The organism is Streptomyces sp. NBC_00019 (assembly GCF_045041015.1).
Classification (GTDB): Bacteria; Actinomycetota; Actinomycetes; order Streptomycetales; family Streptomycetaceae; genus Streptomyces.
Map to the genome: position 1 here is coordinate 1,680,844 of NZ_CP108302.1, position 17,143 is coordinate 1,697,986.

17 protein-coding genes are annotated in these 17,143 nt (G+C 70.9%); 10 read left to right on the forward strand and 7 right to left on the reverse strand.

The window, feature by feature from the left end; genetic code table 11:
- Nucleotides 1–10: 10 nt before the first annotated feature.
- The 3 genes from OHU89_RS08225 to OHU89_RS08235 form a co-directional block, all read right to left on the reverse strand.
- Nucleotides 11–2,527, reverse strand: coding sequence for a cellulosome protein (locus tag OHU89_RS08225; protein ID WP_405641275.1), 2,517 nt, complete (start codon nucleotides 2,525–2,527; stop codon nucleotides 11–13).
- A gap of 116 nt (nucleotides 2,528–2,643) precedes the next feature.
- Entirely contained in the window at nucleotides 2,644–3,180 is a 537-nt protein-coding gene (locus OHU89_RS08230; RefSeq protein WP_405641277.1) for a MarR family winged helix-turn-helix transcriptional regulator, read from the reverse strand.
- A complete protein-coding gene (locus OHU89_RS08235; RefSeq protein WP_405641278.1) occupies nucleotides 3,177–4,787 on the reverse strand; it encodes an FUSC family protein in 1,611 nt (536 codons plus the stop codon). Before OHU89_RS08235 ends, OHU89_RS08230 begins: the two co-directional genes overlap by 4 nt.
- Nucleotides 4,788–4,950: 163 nt before the next feature.
- Here OHU89_RS08235 and OHU89_RS08240 point away from each other — a divergent pair, with 163 nt between their 5' ends.
- The 6 genes from OHU89_RS08240 (at nucleotide 4,951) to OHU89_RS08265 (ending at nucleotide 9,270) form a co-directional block, all read left to right on the forward strand.
- Entirely contained in the window at nucleotides 4,951–5,481 is a 531-nt protein-coding gene (locus OHU89_RS08240; RefSeq protein ID WP_266895846.1) for a DUF5134 domain-containing protein, read from the forward strand.
- 75 nt (nucleotides 5,482–5,556) lie between these two features.
- Nucleotides 5,557–6,492, forward strand: coding sequence for a M56 family metallopeptidase (locus OHU89_RS08245; RefSeq protein WP_405641280.1), 936 nt, complete (start codon nucleotides 5,557–5,559; stop codon nucleotides 6,490–6,492).
- Nucleotides 6,493–6,545: 53 nt separating this feature from the next.
- Nucleotides 6,546–7,217: a phosphatase PAP2 family protein gene (locus OHU89_RS08250; RefSeq protein ID WP_405641282.1), complete on the forward strand. Its 672-nt coding sequence runs from the start codon at nucleotides 6,546–6,548 to the stop codon at nucleotides 7,215–7,217.
- Nucleotides 7,214–7,714, forward strand: a complete 501-nt coding sequence (locus tag OHU89_RS08255) for a hypothetical protein (protein WP_405641284.1) — start codon at nucleotides 7,214–7,216, stop codon at nucleotides 7,712–7,714. Before OHU89_RS08250 ends, OHU89_RS08255 begins: the two co-directional genes overlap by 4 nt.
- Before the next feature lie 9 nt (nucleotides 7,715–7,723).
- Nucleotides 7,724–8,440: an HAD family hydrolase gene (locus OHU89_RS08260; RefSeq protein WP_405641286.1), complete on the forward strand. Its 717-nt coding sequence runs from the start codon at nucleotides 7,724–7,726 to the stop codon at nucleotides 8,438–8,440.
- 152 nt (nucleotides 8,441–8,592) lie between these two features.
- Complete coding sequence (locus OHU89_RS08265) at nucleotides 8,593–9,270, forward strand: TetR/AcrR family transcriptional regulator (protein ID WP_266895836.1); 678 nt, start codon at nucleotides 8,593–8,595, stop codon at nucleotides 9,268–9,270.
- On the opposite strand, the gene OHU89_RS08270 is transcribed toward OHU89_RS08265, so the two are convergent.
- Nucleotides 9,258–10,757: an LVIVD repeat-containing protein gene (locus OHU89_RS08270; protein ID WP_267017732.1), complete on the reverse strand. Its 1,500-nt coding sequence runs from the start codon at nucleotides 10,755–10,757 to the stop codon at nucleotides 9,258–9,260. The genes OHU89_RS08265 and OHU89_RS08270 overlap by 13 nt on opposite strands.
- 97 nt (nucleotides 10,758–10,854) lie before the next feature.
- Here OHU89_RS08270 and OHU89_RS08275 point away from each other — a divergent pair, with 97 nt between their 5' ends.
- The gene (locus tag OHU89_RS08275) at nucleotides 10,855–11,493 is read left to right on the forward strand and encodes a DUF305 domain-containing protein (RefSeq protein WP_405641288.1); all 639 of its coding nucleotides are present in this window, start codon (nucleotides 10,855–10,857) and stop codon (nucleotides 11,491–11,493) included.
- A gap of 28 nt (nucleotides 11,494–11,521) precedes the next feature.
- Here OHU89_RS08275 and OHU89_RS08280 read toward each other — a convergent pair whose 3' ends face one another.
- Entirely contained in the window at nucleotides 11,522–11,983 is a 462-nt protein-coding gene (locus OHU89_RS08280) for a DUF6214 family protein (protein WP_405641290.1), read from the reverse strand.
- Between the two features lie 199 nt (nucleotides 11,984–12,182).
- On the opposite strand from OHU89_RS08280, the gene OHU89_RS08285 reads away from it, so the two are divergent.
- Both OHU89_RS08285 and OHU89_RS08290 read left to right on the forward strand, forming a co-directional pair.
- Nucleotides 12,183–13,562: an FAD-dependent oxidoreductase gene (locus OHU89_RS08285; RefSeq protein ID WP_405641292.1), complete on the forward strand. Its 1,380-nt coding sequence runs from the start codon at nucleotides 12,183–12,185 to the stop codon at nucleotides 13,560–13,562.
- Nucleotides 13,563–13,650: 88 nt separating this feature from the next.
- The gene (locus OHU89_RS08290) at nucleotides 13,651–15,039 is read left to right on the forward strand and encodes a nucleobase:cation symporter-2 family protein (RefSeq protein WP_405641294.1); all 1,389 of its coding nucleotides are present in this window, start codon (nucleotides 13,651–13,653) and stop codon (nucleotides 15,037–15,039) included.
- Here OHU89_RS08290 and OHU89_RS08295 read toward each other — a convergent pair.
- Nucleotides 14,959–15,312, reverse strand: a complete 354-nt coding sequence (locus OHU89_RS08295) for a helix-turn-helix domain-containing protein (protein WP_365408249.1) — start codon at nucleotides 15,310–15,312, stop codon at nucleotides 14,959–14,961. The two genes, OHU89_RS08290 and OHU89_RS08295, sit on opposite strands and share 81 nt — an antisense overlap.
- Nucleotides 15,313–15,432: 120 nt before the next feature.
- On the opposite strand from OHU89_RS08295, the gene OHU89_RS08300 reads away from it, so the two are divergent.
- The gene (locus OHU89_RS08300) at nucleotides 15,433–16,512 is read left to right on the forward strand and encodes an NADH:flavin oxidoreductase/NADH oxidase (protein WP_405641296.1); all 1,080 of its coding nucleotides are present in this window, start codon (nucleotides 15,433–15,435) and stop codon (nucleotides 16,510–16,512) included.
- Between the two features lie 3 nt (nucleotides 16,513–16,515).
- Here OHU89_RS08300 and OHU89_RS08305 read toward each other — a convergent pair whose 3' ends face one another.
- Nucleotides 16,516–17,142: an NADPH-dependent F420 reductase gene (locus OHU89_RS08305; RefSeq protein ID WP_405641298.1), complete on the reverse strand. Its 627-nt coding sequence runs from the start codon at nucleotides 17,140–17,142 to the stop codon at nucleotides 16,516–16,518.
- Nucleotide 17,143: the final 1 nt, after the last annotated feature.

The following is a 17,143-nucleotide window of genomic DNA, read 5'->3' on the forward strand; positions in this document are numbered from 1 at the left end:
GAGGCGGTCGTCAGGTGAGCGGCGTCACCGTCACCGAGTCGAGGACCGGGGCGTGGGCGGAGCGCTGTCCGTGGGCGTTCGTGCCGGCGCCGTCGAAGTCGGGGAGCTCGTCGGCGGTGAACGTGACGGTGTTCGCGCCCTGTTGGAGGGTGACGGGGACGGAGAGCTGCCAGAAGTTGTTGAAGTGGAAGGTGGTGGGGAACAGGACTCGGCGTGTGTCGTCCCCGTTGACGGTGATGTCCGCGCGACGGCAGACCGGGTCCGGGTTGTAGTGGGTGCTCGGCGGCTGCTCGCCGTTGGAGTAGCGGATCGTCAGCGCGTGGCGACCAGGGCGGTCCGCCGTCACCGTCAGGGTGAGCGCGTTGGCGGGGCCGCGGCCGATGCCGTCGACGGCCTTGCCGCCGGTGGCGTAGGAGAACGCGGTCACCTTCGCGGTGCCGGTGAGCACGCCCTCCTGCGCCGGGTACGTCGTGGTGGGCAGCAGCCCGCGCGACGGACCGACGGTCAGCTGTTCCGCGAAGAGCTCTTCCGAAGTCGCCGCGACCGTGACCTTGTTGACGCCCCCGGCGAGGAAGACAGGGAGGTCCGCGGCTCCGATCCGCCCGATCTCCTCCCCGTTGACCGTCAGCAGTCCCTCGCCCTCTCCGCGGAGGCCGACGGTCGCCTCCCCGTCACCGGCCGCGTGCACCCAGAAGGTCGCGCTTCCACCGCGCGAAAGCACGGCGGCGGGGCCGCTCACGCGCGCTCCGTCGGCGAGGGCCGCGTACCCGGCGTCGTACCGCGCGACCCTCTCCGTGTCGCGCAGGACCAGGTCCAGCCGGTCGACGACCGCGTCGCCCCGGGTGGCACCGAGGTCGGGGTCCCGTGCCGCGAGGGTGATCAGGTGACGGCCCGCGGTCAGCTCCACCTCGGTGTCGGTGTGGCCCCAGACGGCCCGCTTGTAGCCGAGCGGCAGCAGGAGCTCGCGCGGGTCCTCGCCGTCGACGCGCAGGAACACGTTGGTGGGACCGTGCTCCCGCACCGGTTCGGCGAGGTTGTGCGCATTGGCGTAGACACGGACCTCGTACGTCCCGTCCCGCGGGACCTCGACGTCGAAGGCGAGCACGCCGTCGGAGCCGGTGCGCAGTCCGCCGACGTGGTAGCCGCCGGAGGTGGCGAACTTGTCGACGTCCGCCGGGGACCCCTCGGGGCCGTTCTTCGAGTAGCCGCCGCCCGTGTAGACGGCGTCCTCGGCCTCGTAGGTCCTCCGCCAGCCCGCCGGCGGCTGCGGGCGGACAGGTCCGTCGCCGCCGGGCGACAGGATCAGTTGGTAGGCGGACATCTCGTCGAGTCCGGTCAGGGGCAGCGTCACCCTGCCGTCCACCACCGGGAGTTCCTCCTCCTTCAGGATCAGCGGCTGGGCGGAGGCACCGAGTTGGCCCGTCCAGGGGATCTCCTGGAGCCGTGCGCGGACGGTCGCGCCGAAGAGGTCGAGCCGCTCCACGACGATGTCGGCGGAACCGCTCGACCCACCGAACAGCACCCGCGCCTGCCGCTTCTCCCGGTCGAGCGTGGCGACACCCTGGAGCGTGTACTGAACGTTGGGCCGGGGCGCGGTCACCGCGACCGTGTTCCCGGTCATCTGGCCGTAGGCGTTGAACAGCCACCACTGCCCGTTGGCCTTGTTGGCCTCTACGGCCGAGTCGTTGAGGTTGCCGGCGATGTTCCAGTACGCCATGTCGGCGTCGACCTTGGACTCCTCGATCGCGGCGATCCACTGGATCATCTGCCCGGGGACGGACAGGTGGTAGTTGTGGGCGTACTCGTTGACGTTGACGGGCAGCGGCCCGATGCCCAACTCCCGTTCCCACTCACGGTACTTGGCCACGTTCGTGCGGACCTCGTCCGGCGAGGACAGTTCGTGCCAGGTGATCACGTCGGGCAGGACGTCGTGCTCCTTGGCGAACGCGAGGAAGCCCTTGACCTCGGGGTACAGGATGCAGGTGTTGGGTCCGGCGATACGGGCGTCCGGGTCGAGGCCCTTGATCAGCCGGTAGATGTCCCGCCAGGCGGCGAAGTAGCGCCTCGGGTCGGTGTGCCACGAGATGCCGTCGTAGCTCCACTCCCCGTCGCCGAACATGTTGCCCTCGGGTTCGTTGAACGGGACGTAGACGACGTGGGACTTCAACTCGCCCATGGTCAGGACCTGTTCGACCTGCTTGCGGATGCTCTCCGTGAAGCCCGCCAGCCGTTCCTCGCCGGTGGCGCCGGGCCACTCGTAGGGGAAGCCGCGCAGGATGTCCGGCATGTAGAGGTAGACGTCCTGGCCGCCGGCCGCGACGAAGGACGGCAGGATCTCCAGGGCGTCCGCGCCGGGGTGCTGGATGCCGTCCTGGGCCTTGGTGGCGACCGTGCGGACGTACATGCCCTCGACGACGGCACGGCTGGGCACACCGTCGCCGTAGAGGCCGTAGAGCGTGCCGCTCGCGCCGCCATGGAAGGGGCCCGTCTCGGTGCCGAGGTCGACGGTGAGCGTTTCGGCTGCCACGACATCTCTCCTTCGTCCGGTATTTCGCTCATGAGTCGGCGAATCGAACCGAACCTAGGGAGCGGGTTGGATCACGTCAATGGAGGGGCCGCTTCCGAAATTTCCGAAGCGGCCGGTCAGACGCGGAGCGCTCCGAGGCGGCCTTCCAGCTGCGTCAGCAACTCGCCGAGCAGTGAGGCCAGTTCTCCCTGCTTCTCCCCGTCCAGCACGGACAGCACCGCGGTCTCGTACGCGAGCTGCTCGGGCAGGATCCCGTCGACGAGATCGCGGCCGGCGTCCGTGAGGCGGAGGTGGACCACCCGGCGGTCGCGGGTGTCGCCGCGGCGTTCGACCAGTCCGCGCTCGGTGAGCTGCTTGAGGCGCTTGGTCACGGCGGCGCCCGAGGAGAAGGTCTCACGGGCCAGATCGCCGGGGGTCAGCTCATGGCCGGTGCGGCGGAGCGCACCGAGCAGGTCGAACTCGGGGCGACTGAGACCGGCCCGGCGCAGGGGGGCGTCCTCGGCCTGCTGGAGGAGGGCGGCGGAGCGGTTGATGCGGCCGATGATCTCCATGGGTCCGGTGTCGAGGCCGGGATGGACGGTCTGCCACTGCCGGACGACCGCCGCGACCGTGTCCGTCCTCGGGCCGTCTCCCCCGCTGGTCTCCGCCGTCATGGCCGTACGTCCTCCGTCGTCGCGCTGGTCAGCCGTCGTGTCGTCGCGGCGAGCGTACGGTGTCCCGCCTGCTCGGCGAGCACGACCCGCTCCTGGGGCAGGGCGCGCTGCCACCATTCGCCGGATGCGGCGTCCACGGTGGCACGCAGCTCGACCAGGGCGGCGGCCAGGGTCCGGCGTACCGACTCCAGGGGGGCGGGGGCGGGGTACGGCTCGGCGAGGAGGCGGGCGGTGCGCTCGCGGGCGCGGTCGACGGCGCTCAGGGCGTGCTCGATGCGGTCGCCGGCGCGCCGGTTGGTGACGGCGAGCGCGGCGACGAAGCCGACCAGGGCGCCGACGACGGTGTCCACGACCCGCTCGGTGATCAGCCGACCGGGCTCCTGGAAGCCGGCGAACTCGGTGATGAGCAGCGCCATCGGGGTCACGCAGACGCTGCCGAGCCAGTAGTTGCGGCTGATCAGCGCCTCGGCGCCGAAGTTGAAGGCGAGGCAGCACAGGACGAGGGCGGCCGGGCCGAGGTGGGCGAGCGGGACGACGGCGGCGAAGAGGAGAACGCCGGCGAGGTTGCCGACGACGCGCTGGACTCCCCGGCTCCAGGTCAGGGTGAGGTTGGCCTGGTAGAGGGAGGCGGCGGTGACCAGGGCCCAGTACGGGCGGCCGACACCGAAAGCCAGGGAGGCGTATCCGGCGAGGGCGCACCCGAGGGCGGTGCGCAGGGCGAGCGGGGCCAGAGGGCCGAGCCGGCGCCACAACGGGACGCTCTCAAGGCTGAGTTCGGCGTCGATGCCGAGCAGTTCACCCCGGTCCTCGGTCCGCGGAACCGGTCCGTTGCCGCGCAGGTCGCGCGCCCAGGCCCGCAACCGCTCCGGGTCGGCGTCGGCGGGGGCGGCGAGGGCGACCTCGGCACGGACGACGAGGCGGTCGAGGGCGCGGCGGGGCTCTGTGCGCGCGCCGGCGGACAGCAGCGCCTGCCAGGCGGCCTGGACGGCGGCGGCAGCGGCGGCCCTGGCACGGGGGTCGTCGGGCTTCTCGGCGTACGCGGCGGCGGTGCGCAGGGCGTGGGCGGTGGCCCGGCGTTCCGGGCCGTGCGGGCGGATCTGGCCGGGTGCCATGCCGATGAGCCAGGCCCAGACGCCCGCCGCGGCGGCGAGGGCCAGGTGGCCGGGGACCTGGGCGAGGGTCTGCGGGGCAAACAGGGCGGCGGAGCTGATGAAGGTGAAGATCACGTTGCCCGGCGGGCCGATGCGGGCCGCGTCGCACAGTGCCTTCTGCGCCGCGGCCAGGAGGGCGCCGACCGTGACCAGTGCCACGGCGCTCGTGGTGAGCGACGCGGCGACGAGGGCGACGGCGAGGCCGGTGAGCATGCCGAGCACGACCCAGGTCAGGGCGCGGGCCCGGGCGGCGTAGGGACGGTTGTGGGCGTACAGCGCGCACAGGGACCCGGCCATCGTGTACATCGCCAGGTCGAGGCGGCCGAGCGCCAGCAGGGTCAGGTTGGGCGGGGCGACCGCGACGACCACGCTCAGGGCGGGCTTGAACCAGATGTCCGAGGGTCGGCCGAGGCGCAGGACGCCGGCGAGGGGGAGACGTGGGGTCGCGCTGCTCATACCCATAACCTTAGCAGGTATTTTACTCGTAAAGGATTTTGGCGGGCATTCGCTGACCTGCCGTGCTCCGTCGAATGCTCCCCGTGTACACCCTTGCGCCCGCGTGCGCGCCACGGGAGCGGGGCATCGCATCCCTGAACGACCGTCGAGCGGGGAGGTGCGTGTGCACGGACCGGCTTCGCCCGGCTGGCTGCTGGTGACGCTGTGCGCGGCGACCGGGGCCTACTGTCTGCTGCGGATGCGCAGCGAGGTCGAGGAGCAGCGCCGTGCGGCGGGCGGCGAGGCGCTCATGGGCTTCGGCATGGCCGCGATGGCCGTACCGGCGGCGGTGTTCACCCCGCCGTCGTGGGCCTGGTCGGCCTATGCCCTCGTGTTCGGCGCGGCGGCCGTGCGAGCCCTGTGGGCGGCACGGGCGAGCACCCACCATCTGCACCACTTGGTGGGGGCGTCGGCCATGGTCTACATGGCGGTCGTCATGGCCGCCTCGCCCGGGCATCACGCGGGATCCGGGATCCCTTTGCTGACCGGGGTGTTGCTCCTCTACTTCGTGGGGTACGTCCTGCTGTCCGGGGTGCGGCTGGTGCCCGTGGCCGCCGGGGGCGGGACCGTCGGCTGGGGCGACCGGCCGGAGCTGGCGCGGGCGTGCCGGCTGTCGATGGGCATCGCCATGGTCGCGATGCTGGCGACGCTCTGAACGCCTCCGTGTCCTGCGTCACTTTGCCCTCGTGGGCCGTACCCCTGGGCGGTGAGCCGCTCATAGGGTGCTCCCATGATGGTCCCCGCGGCACTGTTGCTGCTCGGCGCGCTGACCGCCGTCCTCGCCCCTCGGCTGCTCGCCCGGGTCGACTGGGTGGACCGTGAACCCGTGGTCGCCCTGTGGGTGTGGCAGTGCGCGGTGGCGGCCGTACTCCTGTGCTGCGCCCTGTCGATGACGCTCAGCGCGGCAGCGGCCTGGCAGGCGGTGCGCGGCCATGTCTTCGCGCCGGCACCGTCCGGGGTCGTGGAGGCGTACGCGCTGGGCAGGGGCGGCAGCTGGGCGGCGACGACCGCGGTGACGCTGGCGCTGGGCGGGGTGTGGAGCGCGGCGATGCTGGTCCGGGAGGTCGTACGGGCGCGTGCGCGGCGTCGGCTGCGCAGGGCCGAACTCCTGGTGCGGGCCCCGATGTTGCCCGGCGAGGAGCGGGGCGCCGGTCGTCTCGTGGTCCTGGAGGGCGAGCGGCCCGACGCGTGGTGGCTGCCCGGGTCGGCGCCCCAACTGGTCATCACCACGGCCGCGTTGCGCCGCCTGAAGGGGCGGCAGCTGGACGCTCTGCTGGCCCACGAGGAGGGTCACGCGCAGGCCCGGCACGACTGGCTGCTGCACAGTTCGGGCGCGCTGGCGGGCGGGTTTCCGCAGGTTCCGGTGTTCGCCGCGTTCCGCGACGAGATGCACCGGCTCGTCGAGCTCGCCGCGGACGACATGGCCTCCCGCCGCTTCGGACGTCTGACGACGGCGCTGGCGCTGGTGGAACTCAACGAGGACCGGGGGGTGTTCGGCCCCTGCCCGACCCCGCAGGCCCAGGTCCCGCAGCGGGTGAACCGGCTGCTCACTCCCCCGGACCGGCTCACGGCGGCCCGCCGGCTGCGCCTGACGGCGACGGCGGCACTGGTGCCGGTCGTTCCGGTGCTGGTGGCGTTCGTGCCGGGATTGCGGGCGCTCAGCTAGGGCCTGTCCGGCGGAATTCGCCTCCTGCCCCGCCGGTCGGCGAGGATCGTAGTATGCACTCGCCGCCCGTCGACGCCCCGTCCCGCCCGCAGGACCAGCGCACCGCCCTCCGCTCGGCCGGTGCCCTGACCGTGTGCTCCGTACTGCTGCTCACCCTGGTCGCGGTCCGGTGGCACCCCCTGATGAGTCTCGACGAGGACATCGCGACGACCACGCACCGCTGGGCGGTGGACGAGTCAGGGCTCAGTCACGCCTTCCGCATTCTCACGGACTGGGTGTGGGACCCGTGGACGATGCGACTGCTGTGCGCGGTGGTGGCGCTGTGGCTGATGTGGCGGCGTCAGGCGTGGTGGACGGCCCTGTGGCTGGGGATCACGTGCTTGCTGGGCACCCTGCTGCAACAGGGACTCAAGACCGCCGTCGACCGCCCCCGCCCGGTCTGGCCGGACCCCGTCGACTCGGCCCACTACGCGGCCTACCCCTCCGGCCACGCCATGACCGCCACGGTCGTCTGCGGCCTCCTGCTGTGGCTCCTGCACCACCACGGCGCCGACCGCCGCGTCTTCCGCACGGTCCTGGCCGTCTCCCTCGTCTCCGTCGTCGGCGTCGGCGTCACCCGTATCTGGCTCGGCGTCCACTGGACCTCGGACGTCGTGGGCGGCTGGCTGCTGGGGGTGCTGGTGGTGGCCGTGGCGGTGCTCGTGCACGCACGGCGAAGTACGTGAGCTACCGCTACGTGGGACCGGCGGAGATCCGGGCGGCGGTCCGTCCCGGCTCCGAGGGCCGTGCCATCGGCTCACCGGCCGACCTGGGCGCCTGGGTGACCGAGCGCGGCGAGGCCGAGGCGCAGGAGCCGTACACCTTCGTCGTGGACCCGGACGGCCGGCTGAGGCTCGCGCCGCGGCGCAGCGAGCACGTGGCCTGCGCGGGCGGCGGTTCCGTACTGGCGGCGGGCGAGATGGCCTTCAGCCGCGCGTCCGGGCAGTGGGCGGCCCACGAGATCAGCAACTTGTCGACCGGCTACTGCCCGGACCTCACGTCGTGGCACGCGGTCGCCCGTGCCCTGGAGGCCGCCGGTGTCGGCCATCCCGCTAGCTTCACCCACGAGGTGGTGTTCCGTCGCTGTGAGCGGTGCCGGGAGTGTTCCGTGGTGCGTGAGGGCGAGTTCGTGTGCGTGTTCTGCGGCAGTGATCTTCCGGTCGAGTGGAACGTCGACTCGTAGGATCTCGGCATGATCGCAGTGCTGTTCGACTTCTCCGGGACCCTGTTCCGCATCGAGTCCACCGAGTCCTGGCTGCGCGGCACGCTCGCGGAGTCCGGGATCGCGCTCCCCGAGGCCGAGATCACCGCGGCGGCGAAGTCGCTGGAGGTGGCGGGGGCGCTGCCGGGCGGGGCGAATCCGGTGCGGGTGCCCGAGGAACTGGCCGACCGGTGGGCGACGCGGGACGAGAGCGCCGAGCTGCACCGGGCCACCTACACCGGGCTCTCCCGGCAGGTGCCGTTGCCCGATCCGCGGCTGCACGACAGGCTCTACGACCGGCACCGGTCGCCGTCCGCCTGGCAGCCCTACCCGGACGCCGCCGAGGTGCTCCGGGCGCTGCGCGAGCGCGGGATCGGCGTCGGGATCGTGAGCAACATCGGGTGGGACCTGCGGCCCGTGTTCCGGGAGCACGGCCTCGACCCGTACGTCGACGCGTATGTGCTGTCCTACGAGCACGGCGTCCAGAAGCCGGATCCGCGGCTGTTCGCCCTCGCCTGCGAGAGCCTCGGGGCCGATCCGCGCAGGACCCTGATGGTCGGTGACGACCGGCGGGCCGACGGCGGTGCGGCCGCGCTGGGGTGCGGGCTGCACCTCGTGGACCATCTGCCGGTGACCGAGCGCCCGGACGGGCTGCTGGCGGTGCTGGATCTCGTGGACGGGGCACGGGAGAACGCCGCCGGTAAGTAGCCTCAGGCCACCACTGGGGCAAAGAACCGCCCGCCTCGGGCGATCCCCCGCGTCGCCCGAGACAGACGGCAGCCCTGACCAGCCGTTTCACCGGCCGGTCCGGACGTACTGAGTATAGTTGGCTGGTAACCAGTCAACGCAGGAGTTACAGCATGTCCCCGCGCAGCGCCTCGGTCAATGAAGAGTTGCGCCGCCGTTCCCGGGAGCGGCTGCTGCAGGCGGCCGTCGAGCTGGTCTCCGAGCACGGCTACGAGGCGACGACCCTCGGCGACATCGCGGACCGGGCCGGCTCGGCGCGCGGGCTGACGTCGTACTACTTCCCCGGCAAACGCCAGCTCGTGCAGTCCGCCGTGCACCGGCTGATGCACCGCACGCTGGAGGAGGCGCTGGAGCGCGAACCTCGCACCGACGACGGCAAGGAGCGGATGGCGCGGGCCATCGACGCGATCCTGGGCCTGGCCCGGGAGCGGCCCGTGCTGATGCGCCAGCACATGGCCGGACTGCTGCACGCCGAGGGTTTCATGCCGTGCCCGGAACAGCGGCGCCTGGCCGAACTGCTACGGGACACCGTCGCCCGCAACGGCTCGGACGACGTCGACGCCGACTATCCGATGCTGCGCGCCCTGCTCATGGGCTCGGTCTACGCGGCCCTGGTGCCCGGTGTCCCGATGGCGATCCCGGTGCTGCGGGCCGAGCTGTTCGGGCGCTACCGGCTGGACTGGGAGCTGGGCGTCCCGCCGGACACCGATGAGGCGTCCGACGGGACGTACGAGACCGATCTGTCGCGCTTCTTCGCGACCGGGGATCCCGCGGCCGGTCAGTCGAAGTAGTCGGGCTGCGTCTGGACGTTGAGCTCGCCCAGCCGGACCCACTTCGCCGGGTCCGTGCGCCGGTCCTTGATCTTCAGGACGTCGAAGCCCTTGGCGATGTCGTTGGAGTAGATGTAGCCGTTGTAGTAGTACGCCGACCAGGGACCGGCGGTGGTGAGCTGCTCGGTGTTCACCGGGCCGCGCTCGAAGTAGGCGATCTCCTTCGGCTTGGAGGAGTCGGTGAAGTCCCAGACGGAGACGCCGCCCTGGTACCAGGCCTGGACCATGATGTCCTTGCCCTTGACCGGGATCAGCGAGCCGTTGTGGGCCACGCAGACCTCGACGTCCGCCTGGTAGCGGGGGATCTTGAAGTAGCTGCGGAAGACGAGCTTGCGCTTGTCGCCCTTGCCGACGATGTCGTAGATGCCGTCGGCGCCGCGGTTCGGACCGATCGCCGCGTTGCAGGTGGCCGCGCCGCCACCGCCCAACTCGTCGGTGAAGACGACTTTGTTCGCCTTCTGGTTGAAGGTCGCCGAGTGCCAGAACGCGAAGTTGACGTTGTCCTGCACCCGGTCGATGACCTTCGGGTTCTCGGGGTCCTTGATGGAGAACAGGATGCCGTCGCCCATGCAGGCGCCCGCCGCCAGGTCCTTCGAGGGCAGCACCGTGATGTCGTGGCAGCCGGTGGTCTTGGAAACGCCCGGGTTGGTGGGTCCGCCGGGGTTGCCGCCGCCGTCCGGGCCCTCACCCGGGAACAGCACCGGGAAGCTCACGACCGCCGCGTTCTGGGGGGAGTTGCGCGGCACCTTGATGACGGAGATGCCGTCGTGCGGCGGCTGGCAGTCGGGGTAGGCGGCGTTCGGCGAGTACGAGGAGACATAGACATAGACGTTCTTGCGCTCGGGCACCAGCGTGTGGGTGTGCGAGCCGCACGCGGTCTCGACGGCGGCGACGTACTTCGGGTTCGCCTTGTCGCTGATGTCGAAGACCTTGATGCCCTCCCAGGAGGACTTCTCCGTCGCGGGCTGCGTGGTGCTGTTGCAGCTGTTGTCGGTGCGCGAGGAGTCGGTCGACAGGAAGAGCAGGTTCCCGGAGACCGAGATGTCGTTCTGGGAACCGGGGCACAGGACCTGGGAAACGGTCTTCGGTGCCTTCGGGTTGCTGATGTCGTAGATGACGAAGCCGTCGAAGTTGCCGGAGAAGGCGTACTTGCCCTGGAACGTCAGGTCCGAGTTGAGACTCGCCAAGGCCTTGGGCGAGTTGGCCACGTGCTCGATGTTGTCGGAGTGGACGATCTCGTCCTTGCCGGGTATCTCCCCGTCGGCTATCGCGGCCCGGACCTCGGCCTCGGTGCTCCGGGACACTTCCTCGCCCACGGTCGGGCCGTCCCCGGGGTCGGGGGTCGCGGCCGCGGGTCCCGCCGTCAGCATCGCCGCCAGGAGCCCGGCCGCGGCTGCGGCAACTCCCAGACGTCTGTGCCGGGTTCGGGGATTCTTCAACAGGATCACTGTTTCCTCCCTAGTTCCGTTCACCTCGGAACGGGTCACGCACCACCGAAGTATTGTCTTCGCCATGCACATATCAACAGGGGGCAACAAGATCGCAATGAAGTTTTTCGCCCCGGTGACCCTCACCGCCCTCGCGATGCTGGGACTTGGGGCCTGCGACACGGCCTCGGACGCGGAACCGGCCCCGAGCGGACCGTCGGTGCTCGTGCCCGGCAAGCCCGGCGAGGCGAACCGCACCCTCTCCGCCGACGAGGCCGCGGACCAGCGCGCCGAGGACGACTCCCCCAACTCGGCGGACGTCTCGTACGCCCGGATGATGATCGAGCACCACACACAGGCACTGGAGATGACCGAACTCGCCCCCGATCGCGCGGAGTCCACGAAGGTCGAGAAGCTGGCCGAGCGGATCAAGGCGGCCCAGGGGCCGGAGATCGCCGCCATGCGGAGCTGGCTGAAGACGTACGACAAGGAGGAGGAGACCCAGGGCGGCGACGCGCACGACCACGCCTCGATGCCCGGAATGGCCACCGAGGCGCAGATCGACAAGCTGCGGGCCGCCAAGGGCAAGGCCTTCGACCAGCTCTTCCTCACTCTGATGATCACGCATCACGAAGGGGCGATCACCATGGCCACCGACGTGAAGGGACAGGGCAACAACATCCGGATCGAGGAGATGGCCGACGACGTGGTCGCCCAGCAGACGGCCGAGATCTCCCGGATGCGGGACATGATGTAAAGGCCCTCGCCGACCCCAACATCCGTACTCAGCGTCGGACGTGACGCGGCGTCAGGTATCCGGCGTCGCGTGCCTGCGCGATCATCCTGAGCGACTTGCGGCGGCTGTGACCGGTCGCGCACATCACCGCGAGCACCGGGTCGACGCCGTCCTCCTGGGCCGCCCGGTACTCCTGGGCGAGCAACCAGCGGCCCTCGACGCCCCGCGGCCAGGCCGGCCGGGCGCGCCGCGATCCGGTCGGCTCGTCGTCCCCTTCCGCCGGTCCGGCACCGCACGCCTCGAAGAGCGGGCCCTCGATCCAGTCGGCGAACACCGCTAGGTCGTCCAGGGAGAGCGCCGGCTGGGCGCGGACGTCCTCGATCGAGACCTGCCCCTCGGCCACGACGGCGAGCGCGTCGACCCGGGCGCCGTCGGTGAACGCCAGCCGGACGTTGAACCAGGCTGTCGCGCCCCCGCCCTCCTGCACTTCCCACGCGGGCCACACGGACACCGCACCGTCCGTCGGGCAACGATCAGAAAGATTAAGAAACGATGCTTCTAGCACACGCGCAAAGTAACCGCATGATCACATTCCATACCAACGGACACGCGTCCACGGACCCGTACAGCACCCTGTCAGCGCAGCAGCGACGGTGCGATGCTGGAGACATCAGCGATCTCCTCTGATCCCTCGGGTAAGGAGTACCGCCGTGCTTCGTGTCGCCGTCATCGGCTCCGGGCCGAGCGGGTGCTACACCGCCCAGAGTCTCGTCCAGCTGGATTCCTCGGTCCACGTCGACGTCCTGGACCGGCTGCCGTGCCCGTACGGCCTGGTGCGCTACGGGGTGGCGCCGGACCACGAGAAGATCAAGTCCCTCCAGAACAATCTGCGCACGGTCCTGGAGCACGAGCGGGTGCGCTTCCTCGGCGGGGTGCGGGTGGGCGAGGACGGGGTGCCCGCCGCCCGGCTGCGGGAGCTGTACCACGCTGTCGTGTACTGCGTGGGGGCCGCCACCGACCGGCACCTGGGTGTTCCCGGCGAGGACCTGCCGGGCAGCTGGTCGGCGACCGAGTTCGTCTCCTGGTACAGCGCCCATCCGGACGCCGTCGACGACGGATTCGTCCGCGACGCCCGCTCGGCCGTGGTCATCGGCGTGGGGAACGTCGCGGTCGACGTGGCGCGGATGCTGGCCCGGGGTGCCGCGGAGCTGAGTCCCACGGACATGCCGCAGGCGGCGCTCTCCGCGCTGGCCGCGAGCGGGGTGACCGAGGTCCACATGGTGGGCCGGCGAGGCCCCTCCCAGGCCCGCTTCACCACCAAGGAGCTGCGTGAGCTGGGCGGTCTGCCGGACACGGAAGTGACGGTGGATCCGGAGGAGTTGGCGCTGGACCCGGCGTGCCTCGACCCCTCCGCGCTGCCCGCCGCACCGCGCCGCAATGTGGAGGTGCTGCGCGGCTGGGCCACCGCTCCCGGGCGGTCCGCCGCGCGCCGGATCCGTATGCGCTTCTTCCTGCGTCCCGTCGAACTCCTCGCCGGTGGGGGCACCTCCCGCTCGAGCGAAGCCGAGAGTGGGGGAGGACGGGTGGCCGCGGTCCGCTTCGAACGGACGGTGCCGGACGGACAGGGCGGCGTGGCGGGGACGGGCCGGTACGAGGACATCGCGGCGCAGCTGGTGCTGCGGTCGGTGGGTTATCGCGGGGTGCCGCTGGAGGGGCTGCCGTTCGACCCCGCGACCTGTACGGTGCCGCATCTCGCCGGGCGGGTGCTGCGCGAGGGGATCGTCGCGCCGGGCGAGTACGTGGCCGGCTGGATCAAGCGGGGCCCGACGGGAGTCATCGGCACGAATCGGCCCTGTGCGAAGGAGACGGTGACGTCGTTGCTGGAGGATGCCGCCGTTCTCGTGCGCAGGGAGTTGTCCGGCGATCCGACGGCGGCGCTGAGGGCGGACGGGATCGAGCCCGTCGAGTGGACGGGGTGGTGCGCCATCGAACGGGCCGAGGCGGAGCTGGGGGTCGCACTCGGGCGGAGTGTGGTCAAGCTGCCGGACTGGGAATCATTGCTGGCCGCGGCGCGGAGGAGCACCTCGTAGCAGAGTGGAATGCGTCCGGGTGGGCATGACACACAGCGGCAACAGCTCGGAAATCAACAAACTGTTCAAGGAGCCTACGGTCTCGCTCATGACGACAACCGCTCCCGTGCACCCCGTCGACGAAGTCCCACCCGTACGCCAACTGGCCGCCTTCGGCCTCCAGCACGTCCTCGCGATGTACGCCGGAGCCGTGGCCGTCCCCCTGATCGTCGGCAGCGCGATGAAACTGTCGGCCGCCGACCTCGCGTACCTCATCACCGCCGACCTCCTGGTGTGCGGCATAGCGACGCTCATCCAGTGCATCGGGTTCTGGCGCTTCGGCGTGCGCCTGCCGATCATGCAGGGCTGTACGTTCGCCGCCGTGTCGCCCATGGTGCTGATCGGCACCACCGGCGGCGGACTGCCCGCGATCTACGGCTCGGTGATCGTCGCGGGACTCGCGATCATGCTGCTGGCACCGGTGTTCGGGAAGCTGCTGCGCTTCTTCCCGCCGCTGGTCACGGGCACCGTGATCCTGATCATCGGACTGTCGCTGCTCCCGGTCGCGGGCAACTGGGCCGCGGGCGGCGTCGGTGCGGCCGACTTCGGGGAGCCGAAGAACCTCGGGCTCGCCGCGTTCGTGCTGCTCGTCGTGGTGGGTGTACAGCGGTTCGCGCCGGCCTTCCTGAGCCGGATCGCCGTCCTGATCGGCATCGTGGTCGGGCTCGCGGTCGCGGTTCCGTTCGGGTTCACGGACTTCGGCGGGGTCGGCGACGCGGACTGGCTCGGCATCAGCACGCCGTTCCACTTCGGTGCGCCCACCTTCGAGTTCTCGGCGATCGTCTCGATGCTGGTCGTGGCGCTCGTGACGATGACCGAGACGACCGGGGACCTGATCGCGGTCGGTGAGATGACGGACCGCAAGGTGGAGCCCCGATCCCTCGCGGACGGTCTGCGCGCCGACGGCCTGTCCACCGTCCTCGGCGGCGTCTTCAACACCTTCCCGTACACGGCGTACGCGCAGAACGTCGGCCTTGTCGGCATGACCCGGGTCCGCAGCCGCTGGGTCGTCGCCGCGGCGGGCGGCATCCTCGTCCTGCTAGGCCTGCTGCCCAAGCTGGGCGCGGTCGTGGCCGCCATACCGGCGCCGGTGCTCGGTGGTGCGGGTCTGGTGATGTTCGGGACGGTCGCGGCGAGCGGACTGAGGACGCTCACGCAGGTCGACTTCAAGGGCAACAACAACCTGACGGTGGTGGCCGTCTCGGTGGCCATCGGCATGCTGCCGGTCGGGGTGCCGACGGTCTACGAGAAGTTCCCGGACTGGTTCCAGACGGTGATGAACAGCGGCATCAGCGCGGGCTGTCTGACGGCGATCGTGCTCAACCTGCTGTTCAACCACCTTCCCTCGAAGGCCGGTTCAGTCGCTCCCGAGGCGGCCGGCCTGGCGGGAGGCGGCACCGAGGAGACTGTCGAGAAGTCCCGGGAAGAGGTCGTCTAGGTCGTCCTTGCGCAGACCGTTCATCTTGGCCGTGCCCCGGTAGATCTGCCGGATCACCCCGGCCTCGCGCAGCACCCGGAAGTGGTGTGTGGTCGTGGACTTGGTGACCGGCAGCTCGAACTGCGAACAGGAGAGCTCGTCGCCCACGGCGGCGAGCTCTCGCACGATCTGGAGCCGCATCGGGTCGGAGAGCGCGTGCAGGATCGGCTCCAGGCGGATCTCCTCGCGCGCCGGGTGCGGAAGATCGCGGGTGCTGACGGCGGGAGAGGTCACGACGGCTCCAGACTCTTCGGGAACCCCATTGTACGAGACCTCTCGTAGTTTGACACTCTCCGTACTACGATGCCTATCGTACGAGTCGACCGCTCGGTCCCGTGACGATTGGAGCCCGCCGTGAGTGCCCTCTTCGAGCCCTACACCCTGCGCGATCTGACGATCCCCAACCGGGTGTGGATGCCGCCGATGTGCCAGTACTCCGCGGCACCCGAGGGCCCGGAGACCGGGGCGCCCAACGACTGGCACTTCGCGCACTACGCGGCGCGCGCGGCCGGCGGCACGGGCCTGATCATCGTCGAGGCGACGGGGGTGAGCCCCGAGGGCCGGATCTCGCCGTACGACCTGGGGATCTGGAACGATACCCAGGTCGACGCGTTCCGCCGGATCACCCGTTTCCTGGTGTCCCAGGGCACGGTACCGGGCATCCAGTTCGCACACGCCGGCCGCAAGGCAGCCACGGACCGGCCGTGGAAGGGCGGTGCACCGCTCGGCACGGACGGGTACGGATGGCAGCCGCTGGGTCCGAGCCCGCTCGCCTTCGACGAACGGCACACGGTGCCGACCGAGTTGACGGACGCTCAGATCCGGGAGATCGTCGGCCAGTTCGCGGACGCGGCCCGCCGCGCCCTCGCCGCGGGGTTCGAAGTCGCCGAGATCCATGGTGCCCACGGCTATCTGATCAGCAACTTCCTCTCCCCGCACTCGAATCACCGCACGGACGCCTACGGCGGCTCGTACGAGAACCGCACCCGCTTCGCCCTCGAGGTCGTGGACGCCGTACGGGAGGTGTGGCCGGACGACAAGCCGCTGTTCTTCCGTATCTCGGCGACCGACTGGCTGGAGGAGGGCGGCTGGACGGCGGACGACACGGTCCGCTTCGCCGCCGACCTCCGGGCCCATGGCATCGACCTCCTCGACGTCTCCACGGGCGGCAACGCCTCCGGCGTCCGCATCCCCACCGGCCCCGGCTACCAGGTCCCCTTCGCCGCCCGGGTGAAGGCGGAGACCTCGCTGCCGGTGGCCGCGGTCGGCATGATCACCGAGCCCGAGCAGGCCGAGAAGATCCTGGTCAACGGCGAGGCGGACGCGGTACTGCTGGGCCGTGAGCTGCTGCGCGACCCCTCGTGGGCGCGGCACGCGGCGCGGGATCTGGGCGCGGACGTGCATGTGCCGGACCAGTACCACCGGTCGGTCTGAGCCTCACGCGGGGCGGCGGGGCACCACCTTGATGTTGAACGTGTGGGCCCCCAGCCCTCCCGCGATGCCCATGAAGAGCAGGGCGAAGTGCTCCTGACCCCGTGCCGTGGCGATGCCCCCGATGTCCAGCTGGGACGACGGGGGCCAGCCGAGGTCGGTGAGCAGCAGACCGGCGGTCCGCTTGGCTGCGGTGTCGTCGCCGGAGAGGAAGACGGTGCTCGGGCCGTCGAGCCCGTCCGGGGCGATCATCGCCGTGGAGTCCATGGTGCAGAGGGTCTTGACTACGGGTGTCAGAGGGAAGGCCACCTGGATCTGTTCGGCCAGGCTGCTGTTGGGGTGCGAGAGCTCGGTGTAGTCGTCGGAGAGGCCGACCCCGACGTCGATCAACAGGGTGCCGGCCAGCGCCGGGGCCCCGATGGAGCGCAGCAGTTCCAGGGAGACGGTCCCCGGGGTGGCGTTGACCAGTACCTCCGCGTGTGCAGCCGCCCCACCGAGATCCGTCACGGGCAGGCCGAGGTCGGAACGCTCCTCGGGCCTTCGGGAACCGAGGAGCACATCGTGTCCCGCGGCGCTCCAGCCGTGGGCCAGTGCGCGGGCGACATTGCCGGTGCCGAGCAGTCCTATACGCATG